Annotated in this window: 13 protein-coding genes and 1 pseudogene; 1 reads left to right on the top strand and 13 read right to left on the bottom strand. The window is 63.0% G+C overall.

The annotated features are described in order from the left end of the window. Positions 1–6: 6 nt before the first annotated feature. From CXY80_RS15230 to CXY80_RS15210, 5 genes are all read right to left on the bottom strand, one after another. Entirely contained in the window at positions 7–1,014 is a 1,008-nt protein-coding gene (locus CXY80_RS15230; protein ID WP_369828706.1) for an NAD(P)-dependent alcohol dehydrogenase, read from the bottom strand. Positions 1,015–1,061: 47 nt separating this feature from the next. Continuing rightward, the gene (locus CXY80_RS15225; RefSeq protein ID WP_104132970.1) at positions 1,062–2,555 is read right to left on the bottom strand and encodes a mannitol dehydrogenase family protein; all 1,494 of its coding nucleotides are present in this window, start codon (positions 2,553–2,555) and stop codon (positions 1,062–1,064) included. Then, positions 2,556–3,368 (bottom strand): carbohydrate ABC transporter permease, encoded by an 813-nt coding sequence (locus CXY80_RS15220; protein WP_104132969.1) that lies wholly within the window; start codon positions 3,366–3,368, stop codon positions 2,556–2,558. It abuts the gene before it with no gap. After that, positions 3,368–4,318 (bottom strand): carbohydrate ABC transporter permease, encoded by a 951-nt coding sequence (locus CXY80_RS15215; protein ID WP_233195410.1) that lies wholly within the window; start codon positions 4,316–4,318, stop codon positions 3,368–3,370. The genes CXY80_RS15220 and CXY80_RS15215 overlap by 1 nt, the downstream gene beginning before the upstream one ends. 74 nt (positions 4,319–4,392) lie before the next feature. Then, the gene (locus CXY80_RS15210) at positions 4,393–5,739 is read right to left on the bottom strand and encodes a sugar ABC transporter substrate-binding protein (protein WP_092448000.1); all 1,347 of its coding nucleotides are present in this window, start codon (positions 5,737–5,739) and stop codon (positions 4,393–4,395) included. A 226-nt stretch (positions 5,740–5,965) separates the two neighbouring features. On the opposite strand from CXY80_RS15210, the gene CXY80_RS15205 reads away from it, so the two are divergent. Beyond that, complete coding sequence (locus CXY80_RS15205) at positions 5,966–6,976, top strand: AraC family transcriptional regulator (RefSeq protein ID WP_233195409.1); 1,011 nt, start codon at positions 5,966–5,968, stop codon at positions 6,974–6,976. 42 nt (positions 6,977–7,018) lie between these two features. Here the strand turns inward: CXY80_RS15205 and CXY80_RS15200 are convergent, their stop codons facing one another. The 8 genes and pseudogenes from CXY80_RS15200 to CXY80_RS15165 all read right to left on the bottom strand — a co-directional run bounded on the left by CXY80_RS15200 (position 7,019) and on the right by CXY80_RS15165 (position 13,395). Then, positions 7,019–7,267 carry a hypothetical protein gene (locus CXY80_RS15200; RefSeq protein ID WP_092448189.1) on the bottom strand — a complete coding sequence of 83 codons (249 nt, stop codon included), beginning with the start codon at positions 7,265–7,267 and terminating at the stop codon, positions 7,019–7,021. 47 nt (positions 7,268–7,314) lie between these two features. Further along, positions 7,315–7,911: a hypothetical protein gene (locus CXY80_RS15195; protein WP_104132968.1), complete on the bottom strand. Its 597-nt coding sequence runs from the start codon at positions 7,909–7,911 to the stop codon at positions 7,315–7,317. A gap of 100 nt (positions 7,912–8,011) precedes the next feature. After that, positions 8,012–9,319: a replicative DNA helicase gene (dnaB, locus tag CXY80_RS15190; protein WP_369828705.1), complete on the bottom strand. Its 1,308-nt coding sequence runs from the start codon at positions 9,317–9,319 to the stop codon at positions 8,012–8,014. Between the two features lie 594 nt (positions 9,320–9,913). Beyond that, entirely contained in the window at positions 9,914–10,363 is a 450-nt protein-coding gene (rplI, locus tag CXY80_RS15185) for a 50S ribosomal protein L9 (protein ID WP_092110565.1), read from the bottom strand. A gap of 9 nt (positions 10,364–10,372) precedes the next feature. Next, positions 10,373–10,636: a 30S ribosomal protein S18 gene (gene rpsR, locus CXY80_RS15180; protein ID WP_035835236.1), complete on the bottom strand. Its 264-nt coding sequence runs from the start codon at positions 10,634–10,636 to the stop codon at positions 10,373–10,375. Positions 10,637–10,685: 49 nt separating this feature from the next. Next, on the bottom strand, positions 10,686–11,204 hold the full coding sequence (locus CXY80_RS15175; RefSeq protein ID WP_104132967.1) for a single-stranded DNA-binding protein: 519 nt from the start codon (positions 11,202–11,204) through the stop codon (positions 10,686–10,688). A 243-nt stretch (positions 11,205–11,447) separates the two neighbouring features. Next, positions 11,448–11,816: pseudogene (gene rpsF, locus CXY80_RS20300) on the bottom strand (30S ribosomal protein S6); the annotation flags it as partial. 148 nt (positions 11,817–11,964) lie between these two features. Next, a complete protein-coding gene (locus CXY80_RS15165) occupies positions 11,965–13,395 on the bottom strand; it encodes a CCA tRNA nucleotidyltransferase (RefSeq protein ID WP_104132966.1) in 1,431 nt (476 codons plus the stop codon). Between the last annotated feature and the right edge of the window lie 3 nt (positions 13,396–13,398).

Here is a 13,398-nt window from a genome sequence, read left to right as displayed (position 1 = left end):
GTTTCATCACCGACCGGGGTAGACGATGACCTTCATCTGGCCGGGCTGGCGACCGGCATTGAGGGCCTGCTCAGCGTCGGCAAGCGCAAAGGTGCTCGTGACCAGCACGTCGAGGTCGACGGCGCCGCTCTCAACCAGCTGAATGCCGAGCGGCCAGGTGTTGGTGTATCGAAAGACGCCGCTCAGCCAGATCTCCCGGTTCTGAATCCAGGAGACGGGCAATTCAACGGTGTCGTTGCCCATCCCGACGAGGATGGCCCGGCCACCCGGTCGCACCGCCAGAATTCCGGCCTGCACCGCCGCCGCAACTCCGGAGGCGTCGATGAACGCATCCACTTCCAGGCCTTCGACCGACTCGACCCTGGGGTCGAGGGCGACGGTGGCCCCGTGCTCGAGGGCGAATGCGCGACGGTCATCCGCGATATCCGTGATATAAATTTTTGTGGCACCGAACGCGCGTGCAGTCTGCGCCAGGATCACGCCGATCGGGCCGGCGCCAGCTATGAGCACCGAGCTTCCCGGGCGAATGTCGGCGCGTTTGCAGGCCCAGATCCCGACCGAGAGTGGTTCGATCAGCGCGGCGGCCTCGTCGGAGATACTGTCCGGAATTGCATAAGCAAAGTCCGTTTGAATCGCCACGTACTCGCAGAACGCCCCGTCGATCGGCGGCGTCGCAAAAAACTCGATGTCGGGACAGAGGTTGTAACGGCCGGCCTTGCATTGCTCGCAGATGCGGCACGGCCGCTGCGGTTCGACGGCCACACGCTGCCCGATGCGAGCGGGGTCGACCCCCGAGCCGACCGCGGTGATGCGTCCGGACAACTCATGACCGAGAATAAGCGGATGCTCGACCACATACGGCCCAATTCGGCCGTGCTGGTAGTAATGCATATCGCTCCCGCAAACACCGACCGCGGCAACCTGCACCAGAACTTGGTCGTGTTCGAGGTCGGGAACGGGCACCGTGTCGACGGTGACCTCTCCGGCGGCGCGCAGCAAGGAGGCTTTCATCATGGTCACTGGGGGTTCTTTCGGTAGGCGTGTCGTGGCTGAAGCATCCGTCATGAGCGGTCCTCGATGGACAGGTACGACATGACGGTAGCGTGCGCGCCCTTCTCAAGGAGCGAATCCAACGCCGCCAGGTAGGCGGCGGCGAATCGCTCGTTGTCGGCGAGATTTCCGAACAGTTTCTCAGTACGCACGAAGGCGAGCCGGTCGCCCCGCTGAGTCTGCGCGATGGCCACAAGCTCGGCACTCAGGGGGTCGACGACCGTGATCGGCTCACCCTGTTCGTCGATGCCTTCGGCATACCGCGCCCAACTGGCGACGATCGCGGCCGAGCACTCGATCTCGCCACCGCTGGCGAGCTGGTCATGAATGACCGGCACGAGCCATTTGGGGATTCGGTCGGATGACTCGGCGCAGAGCCGGGCGAGAGTGTCGCGCACCTCGGGGTTGGAGAACCGCGCGATCAGCGTGGCCTTGTAGTCGTCGAGGTCGATTCCGGGCACCGGTTTGAGCGTGGGTGTGCCCTCTCGGTCCATGTAGCGTTGGACGAATCTGCGGAGGGCGTCATCGGCCATGGCCTCGTGGGCATAGCGGTGGCCGCTGAGATAGCCGAAGTAGCACAGGGCCTGATGGCTGGCGTTGAGCAGCCGCAGCTTCATGTACTCGTAGGGCGTGACGTCCTCGACCAGCTGCACACCAGCCTGCTCAAGCGGCGGACGACCGAGACCGAAGTCGTCTTCGACGACCCACTGAAAGAACGGTTCGCAGACCACGGGCCAGCCGTCGTGCAGCCCGGTGAGGGCAGCAGCTTCGATAATGTCGTCGGCAGAGGTGACGGGGGTGATGCGGTCGACCATCGCGTTGGGAAAGTGCACGTTGTGCAACATCCACTCGCCGAACTCGGCGTCCTTCTGCACCGCGAAGGCCGAGAACATGCGTTTCGCCATGTCGCCATTGCCCTGAATATTGTCACAGGACTGCACCGTGAATGGCTCGAGCCCGCGTTCGCGACGGCGGCGGAGGGCCTCGGTGACATAGCCGAAGACGGTCGTCGGCATGGCCCCGTCGACCAAGTCCGCGATGACTCCAGGGTGGGTCTGGTCGAATTCGCCGGTCACCCGGTCGAAGTTGTAACCGCCCTCCGTGATCGTGAGCGACACGATACGGATAGCAGGGCTAGCCATTTTCTCGAGCACGGCCTCCGGATCGTCGGACGCGAACAGATACTCGACCATGCTGCCGATGATCGACGACTCGCGGTGGCCGTCCGGGTGTTTGAGGGTGACCGTGTAGAGGCAGTCCTGCTGGTCGAGCACTTCCTTCATTCTGCGGTCGCCCTCGAGCAGTCCGACCCCGCAAATCGCCCAGTCCTGGGCGAGGCCGGCGTTCATGAGCTCATCGAGGGCGACGGCCTGGTGGGCGCGGTGAAAGCCGCCGACACCAAAGTGCATGATTCCCGCAGTGAGGGTCGAGCGGTCGTAGCTGGGCCGAGCGACACCGGACTTGAGGTTGCCGAGTGTCGCCGTGCACAGTGTGGGCTGCGCCATCTACTTCACCGCTCCCATGACGAGTCCGCGTACGAGCTGCTTTTGGGCAACCCAGCCGGCGATGATGACCGGAAGCACGGCGATGGTTGACGCGGCGGAGAGCACCGCAAGGAACTGGCCACGACCGTCGACAAAGCTCGCCAGAAACGGCGGCGTCGTGCGAGCGATCGAGGTCGTGAGCAGCGTTGCGAGAAAGTACTCATTCCAGGCGAAGATGAAGCAGATCAGCGCGACGGCCGCGATGCCGGGCAGCAGAATCGGCAACACCACCCGGATCAGTTCGGTGCGCAGGTTTGCCCCGTCGATCTGGGCGGCTTCAACGATCTCGCGCGGAACCTCGTTGAAGAACGACCGCATCATCCACACAGCGATCGGAAGGTTCATCGCCGCGTAGAGCAGGCCGATGGCGGTGATGTTGTCGAGAGCTCCGAGGGCCTTGAGAATGAAGAACACCGGCAGGATCGACGCCGCAGCCGGCAGGAAGCGCGTGGAGATGAAGAAAAACAACACGTCCTGCACGCGCTTGATCGGGCGGATACTGAGCCCATAGGCCGCGGGGATGGCGAGGAGCAGCACGATCGCCGTCGACGAGATGCTCGCGGTGAGGGAGTTGAGCAGGTAGGTTCCCATGCCGCGGTCGAAGACGAGCTGGTACTGGTCGAAACTCAACGCGGTGAAGAGGGTCGGCGGGATAGAGGCCGCTGCGCCCTCGGTCTTGAAACTGGTGAAGACCATCCAGGCGATCGGAAAGAAGAACATCAGCACCAGAACCCACGTCATTGTCGTGATCAGGGTGCCCTTGAGTGTGCGCATCAGCGTTCACTTCCGTTCATGAATACTTTGAAAAGGGTGCGGAGAGCGATGGTGGCGACGGCGATCGTGACGATGACCGTGACGACCCCGAAGGCGGCGGCCTGCCCGACGTCGAGTCCGATAAACGCCCGCTCATAGAGCAGATAGGAGAGGGTCTTGGTGCCGCCCGTTCCTTTGGTCATGATCGCGATCGGGTCGAAGGCCTGCAGCAACATGATCGACCCGAGCAGGGTCGCGATTTCAATGTACTGGCGCAGGTGCGGCAGCGTCATCCACTGGAAGGTGCGGAACGGACCGGCACCGTCGACGGACGCGGCCTCGAGCACTTCCCGGCTCTGGCTCTGCAGCCCGGCGAACAGGATGAGCATCATGAACGGCGTGTACTGCCAGGTCAGCATCATGATGATGGTGAGCGCCGGAAAGTCGGTGTTCCAGGCGATCGAGGGCAGACCGATGAAGTTGAGTCCAACGTTGACCATGCCGACGTTGACGTCGAGCATCGACCACTTCCAGATGAGCGCCGCGGCGGCCGGCATCACCAGGAACGGCGTGATCATGAGGGTGCGTGCGAGGCCCTGGCCCATGAACTTGCGGTCGAGCAACACAGCAAAGAACAAACCGAAAACCAGCGACAGCACCACGGACGAGCCCGTGATGACGACGGTTGCCATCAGTGAAGGGAAGAAGTCGGGGCCGGTGAAGACGACCGCGTAGTTCTGAAAGCCGGCGAACGCGATCTCGGCCGGGCGAAGTTGATTCCAGTTCAGGAACGAGAAGTAGATCGTGACCAGAAACGGAATTTGGGTCAGTACGATCGAAAAGAAGAGTGCCGGTAACACGAGTGCCCGTGACGCTCGAGCCTTCTTGCGCAGGGAGAGTGCGGCGGCGTGCGATCTTTTTGCCGAGGGCTGTGCCGGCGCCGGAGGCGGGGCTGTCGTCAGGGTTGTCATTGCTTCTTCCTCATAGTTGAGGTGCTGCCGGGGGCCGTTCGACCGACCCCCGACAGCACGTACCTGGTGCCGTGCTACTTCTGCTTGTCGCCCGCGGTCTGGGCGATGACTTGGCCCTTATCCAGGGCCTCCTCCACGGTGGTCCGTCCGGCGATGGCATCAGCCACCAGCTGGGCGACCTGGTTTCCCACGTCCTGGAACTCTGGAATCGTCACGTACTGGATTCCGACCCACGGCTGCGGGTTGAGTCCTGGCTGCTCCGGATTGACCGCATTCATGACGTCGAGCGTGATCGGGGCAAAGGCGGCAGCGGCTTCCTCGTATTCGGGGATCGAGTAGGTCGACGTGCGCGCTCCCGGGGGAACCCGGGTCCAACCGAGGGTCGTTCCGACTAGCTGCTGGTACTCCTTGCTCGTGGCCCACTTGACGAAGGTGGTCGCGGCTTCGGCGTTCTTAGTGGTCTTGGGAACGGCGAGGTTCCAGGACCAGAGCCAGCCCGATTCTTCTGTCTTGTAGACGGGAGCGTGGGTGTAGGCCATTTTGCCGGCAACGGCCGAAGTCTCGGGGTCCTCGAGGATCGACGCGGCTACCGATGCGTCGTACCACATGGCGACCTTGCCGGACTGGAGCTGGTTGAGGCACTCGGTGAAGCTGTTCGACACGGGGTCGGGCTCGCCAGCCGCCGCGAGCAGGTCGACGTAGAAGTTCACGCCTTCGACGAACTCGGGCGAGTTCACCTGCGCGTTCCAGTCTTCGTCGTACCACGCGCCACCGAAGGTCTGCACGACGGTGGTCAGCGGTGCGAACAGGTCACCCCAACCGGGCTTGCCGCGCAGGCAGATGCCCGCAACGTCCGGCGTGTTGAGCGCTTTGGCTGCCATCGCGACTTCCTGCCAAGTGGGGTGGTCGCTGATCGTGATTCCGGCCGCGTCGGTCATTTCCTTGTTGTACATCAGGATCGACGATTCACCGTAGAAGGGAACGGCATACTGCTTGCCGTCGACGGTGAGTGCGGTGCGTACCGCCGGCAGGGTGTCGTCGACGTCGTAGGTGGGATCGTCGGCGAGGGCCGAGGTGAGGTCGGTGAGCCAGCCCTGGGCGCCCCACTGCGGCACCTCGTAGGCCCCGACCGTGACAATGTCGTACTGGCCGGCCCCGGAGGCCACGTCGGCGGTGACGGCGGCCCGCAAGTCGCCCTCTTCCATCTGCACGAAGTTGACGTTGATGCCGGGGTTGTCCTCTTCGAACGTTCCCTTGAGCTGTTCCATGTCCTTCATCTGCGGGTTGTTCACCGTGGCGAGGGTGAGGGTGACGTCTCCCGACGCCGCTCCGCCCCCGCCGGCACCGGTACAGCCCGTGAGCGCGAAGGCGATCACGATGAGCCCCGCCCCCAGCGTGATCGCACGTTTCTTTCCAAGCATTGGAACTCCTTTGTCGTCGTTGCTTTTGCTGTGTGCGGGGGCGGGTGGGTAGAAATCCACCGCTCCGTCCGGAGCGTTCCCGCCGTCATCCGATTCTTGAAGTTACCCGAATTCGTTCGCGCCCTCCTAGTCCGCGCAGAGTACGATTCTGATACTTTCTTTCCAACGGATGCTGCGGCTACGCTGCATTATCCGCATCCGCTTGACTGGTCTGATCGGAGTTGTGATGAAAGCGTTACCCACGGACGAAACGCGACCCGTCGCCATGGCGGCCCGGTTCCTCGAACGACCCGCGACGCGCGAGGTGATCCGACACCTGCCGAGCGAATCTTTTCGCTGGCTGGAACACGATTACCCGAGCGAAATCGCGCGCTGGAACTACCACCCCGAGTACGAACTACACCTCATTCGGCACGGCACGGGCAGCTACATCATTGGCGACCAGGTTGGCCCGTTTGGGCCCGGTCAGGTGGCGCTCATCGGGCCGGGGGTTCCGCACGATTGGATGAGCGACCTGCAGACCGACGAGGTGGTCTACAACCGCGACGTCGTGCTGCAGTTCACCGGCGAATGGTTCGAAAGGTGCGCGAGCACGTTGCCCGAACTCAATCCAGTGCGGGCGCTCCTGGAGTCCTCGGGCCGGGGCATTATCTTCACCGGGTCGACGGCAGCGCGTGCGGCCGCCGAGCTCGAACTCATAGGCACCGCGCAGGGCGCCCGCAAGGTCTCGTACGTGTTCGCCGTGCTGGCGACCCTGGCGGAAGCACCGGTCGACGAGAAGGCCTTTGTCGCCCGGGAGTGGTTCTCCACGGCCGGTCAGGGCGACGGCAGACTCGCCGTCGAGGCTGGGCTGGCCTACATCTTCGACAATCTGTCAACCCGCATTCGCATGTCCGACGCCGCCCGGCTGGCCCACATGTCGGAGCCGACGTTTTCAAAGTACTTCAAGAAGTCGAGCGGGCTGACTTTCAGCGCCATGGTGAAGAAGTTGCGCATCGCGAATGCCTGCCGATTGCTGGCCCAGACCGACGACTCGATCGCCTCGGTGTCTCTCGGAGTTGGCTATTCCAACCTGGCCAACTTCAATCGACAGTTCCACACCGAGGTGGGAATGACTCCGAGCCGCTATCGGCGACTGGATACCGCTGAACGCCCGGCAGGACAGACCCCCAGTCTCGACCTCAAGACCCAGCGACCACCGTCGGTACTCGAGTCCACGGCGGGCATCCCGGTCTAGGACTGTTGGGCTGGGCGTGCCACGTGACGCGCCAGCGTGCGGTCAGTGGCCGTTCTGCTCATCAAGGTCGGTCTGCTCCGACGCGTTCGGCTTCATGCCGAGAACGAGCATCGCAATCACCACGAGAGCCACGATGAAGGTCACGCCGAAACCGATCGCCGAAAGTATCAGGTCGCGGGTGGTCAATAGAATCGTGCCTGCGATGAACAGGCCCATCAGGCCGGAAATACCGAGCAGCTCGGCTGGTTTCAGCCGATCGGACCGGCTCGGCTGGTGCGCGGGATTGGGCATACCGGGAGTCTTCTTGGCCATTTTTTTTCTGGGGACGCGTTTTGAAGTCACAGGGAATCCGAATCGTTGGGGACGGGAACGCCGCGGCGCTGCCGCGGGGAATCCCACTTGAGGGAGAGCCCGGCAATGGGCAGGAAAACTGCGAGAAAGACCAGATAGGCCCCGAACAGCCCGACCGACACGACGGGGTTGGGCGGAAGCAGGAGGAACAGCAGCGCGAGGATGGCGGTGCCGATGCCGGTGAACAGCCAGTCCTTCGCGGGTAGTGCTCGCTTGCGCACGCGAATACCTGCATAGATCTCCAGGAACCCCGTGACGGCTCCCCAGACGCTCACCACGAACAGGAAAAACCCGTGCCCGCCGACGTGAAAGGCGAGGGCCACTCCGCCGGCGACCATGCTCACGATGCCACTGATCAGGAACAGGCTGCGGTCGGTAGCGACGGTCAGGGTGCGAGGTCCCGACAGAATGAGCCAGAGTCCGCTCGCGAGGGCGAATGCGCCGAACGTGATCACACCGAACTCGGCGGAGTGATCGCCATTGAAGGTAATGATCGCGGCCGGAATCAACGCGATCAGGGCGCGCCCGAAGGGCACGCGCCAGTACCCGGGACCGACGTTTGATGGCGCCTGGACCTTCGCCACGCACGACCTCTTTCGTTGCACAATTTTGTCCCCCTCAGTCTACGCGGCGAGGTGGTCGCGGGGCTGCGAGCGCGCTGCGTGCGGGGCTGCGTAGGGGAGGCTACCCGCCGGCGACCATGTCGGCGAACCGGGAGTAGTGGCCGTGGAAGGCGACCGTGACGGTACGGGTGGGCCCGTTACGGTGTTTGGCGACGATGAGGTCGGCCTCGCCGGCCCGCGGGTTGTCTTTCTCGTACGCGCTCTCGCGGTGCAGCAGGATGACCATATCGGCGTCCTGCTCGAGCGAACCCGATTCTCGAAGGTCGGAGATGGCCGGCATCTTGTCGGCGCGCTGCTCCGGACCACGGTTGAGCTGGGACAGCGCGATCACGGGAACCTGCAGTTCTTTGGCGAGCAGCTTAAGCGCGCGCGAGAATTCACTGACCTCCTGCTGACGTGATTCGACCTTCTTACCGCTCGTCATGAGCTGCAGGTAGTCAATGATGACCATCTTGAGCCCCACCCGTTGCTTGAGACGGCGACACTTGGCCCGAATCTCGACCAGAGTCATGTTCGGGCTGTCGTCAATGTACAGCGGCGCATCGTTGATGCGACCACGGGTGGACGCGATCGTGGTCCAGTCGCGGGCCTCGACAGTTCCCTTGCGCATGCTCTGCAGGGGAACGGATGCCTCGGCTGCGAGCAGACGCATCGCAATTTCACTGCGCCCCATTTCGAGGGAGAAGAAGATGCTGGGCATGTTGTTGTGGATCGAAGCCGAGCGCGCGAAGTCGAGTGCGAGGGTGGACTTTCCCAGTGCCGGACGGGCCGCGACGATGATGAGCTGGCCGCCGTGGAATCCGTTGGTGAGTTCGTCCAGGTCAGCGAAGCCGGTCGGTACGCCGCTCATCTGGCCGTCTTTGAGCTTGGCCGCCTCGATCTCCTCGATGGCGGCGGTGACGGCATCGGTCAGTGGAACGTAGTCTTCGGTTTCGGTGCCGCCGGTGACCGAGTAAATTTCGGCCTGGGCGGTGTTGACGAGGTCGAGCACCTCACCCTCGCCGGCGTAGCCCATTTGGGCAATGCGGGTACCAGCCTCGACCAGGCGGCGCAGCAGGGCACGCTCAGCCACGATCGTGGAGTAGAAGCCGGCATTCGCTGCCGTGGGCACGAGGCTTGTGAGGGTGTGCAGGTAGTCGGCACCACCGGCCCGCGACAGCTCTCCGAGTTTGGTGAGCTCGTCGGTGACCGTGATGACGTCGGTGGGCTCACCCTGCGCGTAGAGCGAGAGAATGGCATCGAAGATGATCTCGTGCTTGGGAATGTAGAAGTCCCCGCCGCGCACGGTCTCGACGACATCGGCAACGGCGTCTTTACTGAGCATCATGCCACCGAGGGCGCTCTGCTCGGCCAGCAGGTCGTGTGGCAGGGCACGCTCCGACTTCCAGGCTTCAGCGGGCCGCTCGCCTCGATTTTGGTCGACTGCGCCGCCGCGGACTGACGAAGCGTACTCGTTTGACGCTGGCTGGTTGGCCAGGCCCAGGTGAGCGATCGACACTCGGTACCTCTTTCTTCGTGCACTTCGGAGAATCCGTGTGCTTTCAGGTGTATCAGGACCCACCGACACGGGCCACGATGCACCAGCTTGAGCTGGAAACCGGCACTGCATCACCTTAGGTAGGTAGCAGCGCCCCCACAAACCCCCTTGTGGATAACTCTGTGGAGAATCTGCGCGAAACGCCGTGGAGATTGTGCAGAACCTGTGCACTCAGTTGTGGATAAATAGTTGAACTAAGCCACATAAATAGCTTTGATCAGCAATTTCGTTGATTATCAAGGCTGTGAATAAAGTAGCCTCAACCAACCGTTGAACCTTGACGAGACGAATGCTCACCTGTGCACAAAAGCGTTGCGTTTACCCCGACAAAATGCCTCTTAACGCCACATAGCGGAGGGTTCCTTTCGGAACCCTCCGCTATGGAAGAGGCAAACGTGCCGGTAACTCGCGGAACCGGCACTGACCTTACTTGGCTGCGACGACCACCAGGGTGATCGTGGCACTGAGCTCGTCGCGAAGACGAACCGTTGCCGTGTGCTCACCGGTCAGCTTGATCGCGGTGAGTTCAATCTTGCGCTTGTCGACCGTGCCGAGACCGGCGGCTGCAACGGCGTTAGCCACATCCGTGGTCTTGACCGAACCGAACAGACGTCCGCCGGCGCCGGCCTTGACGACCAGGGTGACCTTGGTGTTCTCAAGCTTGACCTTGAGCGCCTCGGCCTCTTCGAAGGTGGCGTGCTCGCGCGCTGCGCGGGCTGCCTTGATCTGCTCGATCTGCTTCTCGCCACCGCGGGTCCACGCCACAGCGAAGCCCTTGGGAACGAGGTAGTTACGAGCAAACCCGTTCTTGACGTCTACGACGTCGCCGGGTGCACCGAGGCCGGAGACCTCATGCGTCAGAATCAATTTCGACATTTGGTTTCCTTACCGGCCTGAGCCTGCGTAGGGCAGCAAAGCCATTTCGCGGGCGTTCTTGACGGCACGGGCGATGAGGCGCTGTTCCTGAACAGAAACGCCTGTAATGCGGCGGGCGCGGATCTTTCCGCGCTCGGAGATGAACTTGCGCAGGGTGGGGACATCTTTGTAATCAATGACACCAACCCGAATCGACTTCGCGGGAGCGGCGTTCTTGCCACCCTTTGCTCCGCGAAGCGGCTTGCGGCGGTCGCCGCTCGACTTTCCAGCCATGATTTCCTTACTTTCTAAAAGAAGACGTTAGCTCCGCGCGAGGCGAGGCTTAGAAGGGGGTCTCGTCGCTAAAGTTGCCTGGGCTGTTCCAAACGTCCCCACCGGATGCTGCGGGCGACGCAGTCTTGGCGGATGCGCTGGGAGCCCACGGCTCATCATTGCCCTGGCCACCGGCAGCAGGAGCGCTGCTACGGGGGCCGGACGACTGCGCGCGAGTGAGGGAAGCGGTGGCGTAGCGCAGCGAAGGACCAATTTCGTCGATCTCAAGCTCCATGCTCGTGCGCTTTTCACCTTCCTTCGTCTCATACGAACGCTGCTTGAGACGACCGGAAGCGATGACACGCGAACCCTTGGTCAGTGAACCTGCCACGTGCTCGGCGAATTCACGCCAAACGCTTGCACGCAGGAACAGCGCGTCGCCATCTTTCCACTCGTTGGCCGCACGATCGAACGTACGCGGAGTGGAAGCGATGGTGAAGTTGGCAACCGCCAGCCCGTTCTGCGTGTAACGCAGTTCCGGATCGCTGGTGAGGTTGCCCACCACGGTGATTACGGTCTCGCCAGCCATGGGCTACTTGTCGCTTGCCTTGTCGGCAGCAGCGGCCGGAGCCGGAGCGGCCTTGGCAGCAGCAGGCTTAGCGCCAGCAACCTTCGCGGCCGGAACCGCGGTGGAGGCAGCAACAACCGGAGCAGCAGCGGCCGGAGCCTCTGCCACAACGGCCTCGGCAACGACCGGCGCGGTATCAACCTTCGGGGCAGCGGCAACCTTGGCAGCCGGTGCTGCGGCAGCTGCGGCAGCAGCGTCAGCCTTGGCAGCGATGACCTTCGGGTTGGCAGCCTTGCGGGCAGCCTTCTCGGCGGCCAGCTTGCTCGCGACGACGACCTGGGCGATGCCCTCTTCGGCGCGGAGCACCTTGGTGCGCATGACGGCCTCGGACAGCTTCAGCTGGCGGTCGAGCTCGACCGTGGCTGAGGCGTTCGCGGTGAAGTCGACAACGGCGTAAATGCCTTCGGTCTTCTTGTTGATCTCGTAAGCGAGACGACGACGACCCCAGACATCAACCTTGTCAATGGTTCCGCCATCGTTGCGAACAACGTTGAGGAACTTGTCAAGGCTGGGAGCTACGGTGCGCTCATCGATCTCGGGATCGAGGATAACCATAAGTTCGTACTGATGCATGACTAACCCACCTCCTTCGGACTAAAACGGCTGCAGACTTTCTGCAACAGGAGGGTTGTGCATGTGCTGCCGGCGCTGGTCCGGGGAATCCGGCACGCAGGCAACCTGCCCAGACTACCGGATGTTGGCAGCTTTTGCCACTGCGCTCCTACCGGTTCCGCCCTGCCCACCACTCCTGCAGCCGGCGGGTGGCTTCCGCTTCGCCCAGCGGACCGTCGTCGAGTCGCTGTTCGAGCAGATACCGGTAGGCCTCGCCAACCTCACGCCCCGGCTTCAGTCCGAGCACGGCCATGATCTGCTCGCCGTCGAGGTCGGGGCGCACGGCACCGAGCTCTTCCTTCTCGTTGAGCTCGGCAATGCGGTGTTCCAGGTCGTCGTACGCGAAGCCGAGCCGGTCGGCCTTGCGCCGATTGCGTGTCGTCACGTCGGCCCTGGTCAGAATGTGCAACCGCTCCAACTGGTCACCAGCATCGCGAACATAGCGGCGAACGGCGGAGTCGGTCCAGGCGCCCTCGGTATACCCGAAGAACCGTAGGTGCAGCTCGATTAGCCGGGACACCGCGTTGATCGTGTCATTGTCGAAGCGCAGGGCGCGCAGCCGCTTCTTGGCCAGCTTCGACCCGACCACGTCGTGGTGGTAGAAGCTGACGACCCCGCCCGGTTCAAGTTTGCGGGTGGCCGGCTTGCCAATGTCGTGCAGCAAAGCTGCGAGCCGCACGATCAGGTCGGGTGCCTCCAGGTTGCCGCGGGATTTCTCGTAGCCCATCGCCTGCTCGAGTACCGTCAGCGTGTGCTGATAGACGTCTTTATGGTGGTGGTGTTCGTCGATCTCCAACTGCAGGCCGGGAATCTCCGGCAGCACGATCTCAGCCAGTCCCGATTCCATCAGCACCTCGATGCCGGCGCGCGGGTCCGCTGATACGAGCATCTTCGAGAGCTCGTCGCCGATGCGCTCGGCCGACACGATACGGATGCTGTTGCACATCTTTTCCATCGCGAGTGCCGTGTCCAGATCCAGCGTGAAACCCAGCTGGCCGGTGAATCGGGCCGCGCGCAGCATCCGTAATGGATCGTCTCCGAAGGAGACCTCCGGGGTGCTCGGGGTGCGCAGGCGCCCGGCCAGCAGGTCGTCGATGCCACCGGACGGGTCGACCAGGGTCAGCTGCGGCAGGCGCAGCGCCATGGCATTGACCGTGAAGTCCCGGCGGAGCAAGTCGGGTTCGAGGCTCGTACCGAAGACCACGTCGGGTTTGCGGGTGGTCCCGTCGTAGCTGTCGGCGCGATAGGTGGTGATTTCCACGGTTTCACCGGCCAGGCTCGCTCCGATCGTGCCGTAGGCCCGACCAATGTCCCACTGTGCCTCGGAGAGTGGTTTGACGAGCGCGAGAATCTGATCCGGCGTCGCATCCGTCGTGAAGTCCAAGTCATGCACTGGCCGATCGAGGAACGCATCTCGCACCGGACCGCCGACCAGAGCCAGCTCATGGCCGGCCGCCGCAAATGCGTTCGCCAGACGGGATACCGTGGGAGAGGCAGCCAGGTCGCCCAGTCGTGCGAGGGCTGCCGCGACGCTCTGCATATG

This window comes from Cryobacterium sp. M91, from assembly GCF_002929615.1.
Lineage (GTDB): Bacteria > Actinomycetota > Actinomycetes > Actinomycetales > Microbacteriaceae > Cryobacterium > Cryobacterium levicorallinum.
Note: the sequence above shows the minus strand (reverse complement) of the source record. Positions and strands in the feature narration are given on the sequence as shown.

What these genes read in the sequence shown, in the direction of transcription:
- CXY80_RS15200 (WP_092448189.1), bottom strand. Translation starts at nt 7,267, where the DNA reads ATGCCCAATCCCGCGCACCAGCCGAGCCGGTCCGATCGGCTGAAACCA.
- CXY80_RS15205 (WP_233195409.1), top strand. Translation starts at nt 5,966, where the DNA reads ATGAAAGCGTTACCCACGGACGAAACGCGACCCGTCGCCATGGCGGCC.
- CXY80_RS15220 (WP_104132969.1), bottom strand. Translation starts at nt 3,368, where the DNA reads ATGCGCACACTCAAGGGCACCCTGATCACGACAATGACGTGGGTTCTG.
- rpsR (WP_035835236.1), bottom strand. Translation starts at nt 10,636, where the DNA reads ATGGCTGGAAAGTCGAGCGGCGACCGCCGCAAGCCGCTTCGCGGAGCA.
- CXY80_RS15215 (WP_233195410.1), bottom strand. Translation starts at nt 4,318, where the DNA reads ATGACAACCCTGACGACAGCCCCGCCTCCGGCGCCGGCACAGCCCTCG.
- CXY80_RS15165 (WP_104132966.1), bottom strand. Translation starts at nt 13,395, where the DNA reads ATGCAGAGCGTCGCGGCAGCCCTCGCACGACTGGGCGACCTGGCTGCC.
- CXY80_RS15210 (WP_092448000.1), bottom strand. Translation starts at nt 5,739, where the DNA reads ATGCTTGGAAAGAAACGTGCGATCACGCTGGGGGCGGGGCTCATCGTG.
- CXY80_RS15225 (WP_104132970.1), bottom strand. Translation starts at nt 2,555, where the DNA reads ATGGCGCAGCCCACACTGTGCACGGCGACACTCGGCAACCTCAAGTCC.
- rplI (WP_092110565.1), bottom strand. Translation starts at nt 10,363, where the DNA reads ATGTCGAAATTGATTCTGACGCATGAGGTCTCCGGCCTCGGTGCACCC.
- CXY80_RS15230 (WP_369828706.1), bottom strand. Translation starts at nt 1,014, where the DNA reads ATGATGAAAGCCTCCTTGCTGCGCGCCGCCGGAGAGGTCACCGTCGAC.
- CXY80_RS15175 (WP_104132967.1), bottom strand. Translation starts at nt 11,204, where the DNA reads ATGGCTGGCGAGACCGTAATCACCGTGGTGGGCAACCTCACCAGCGAT.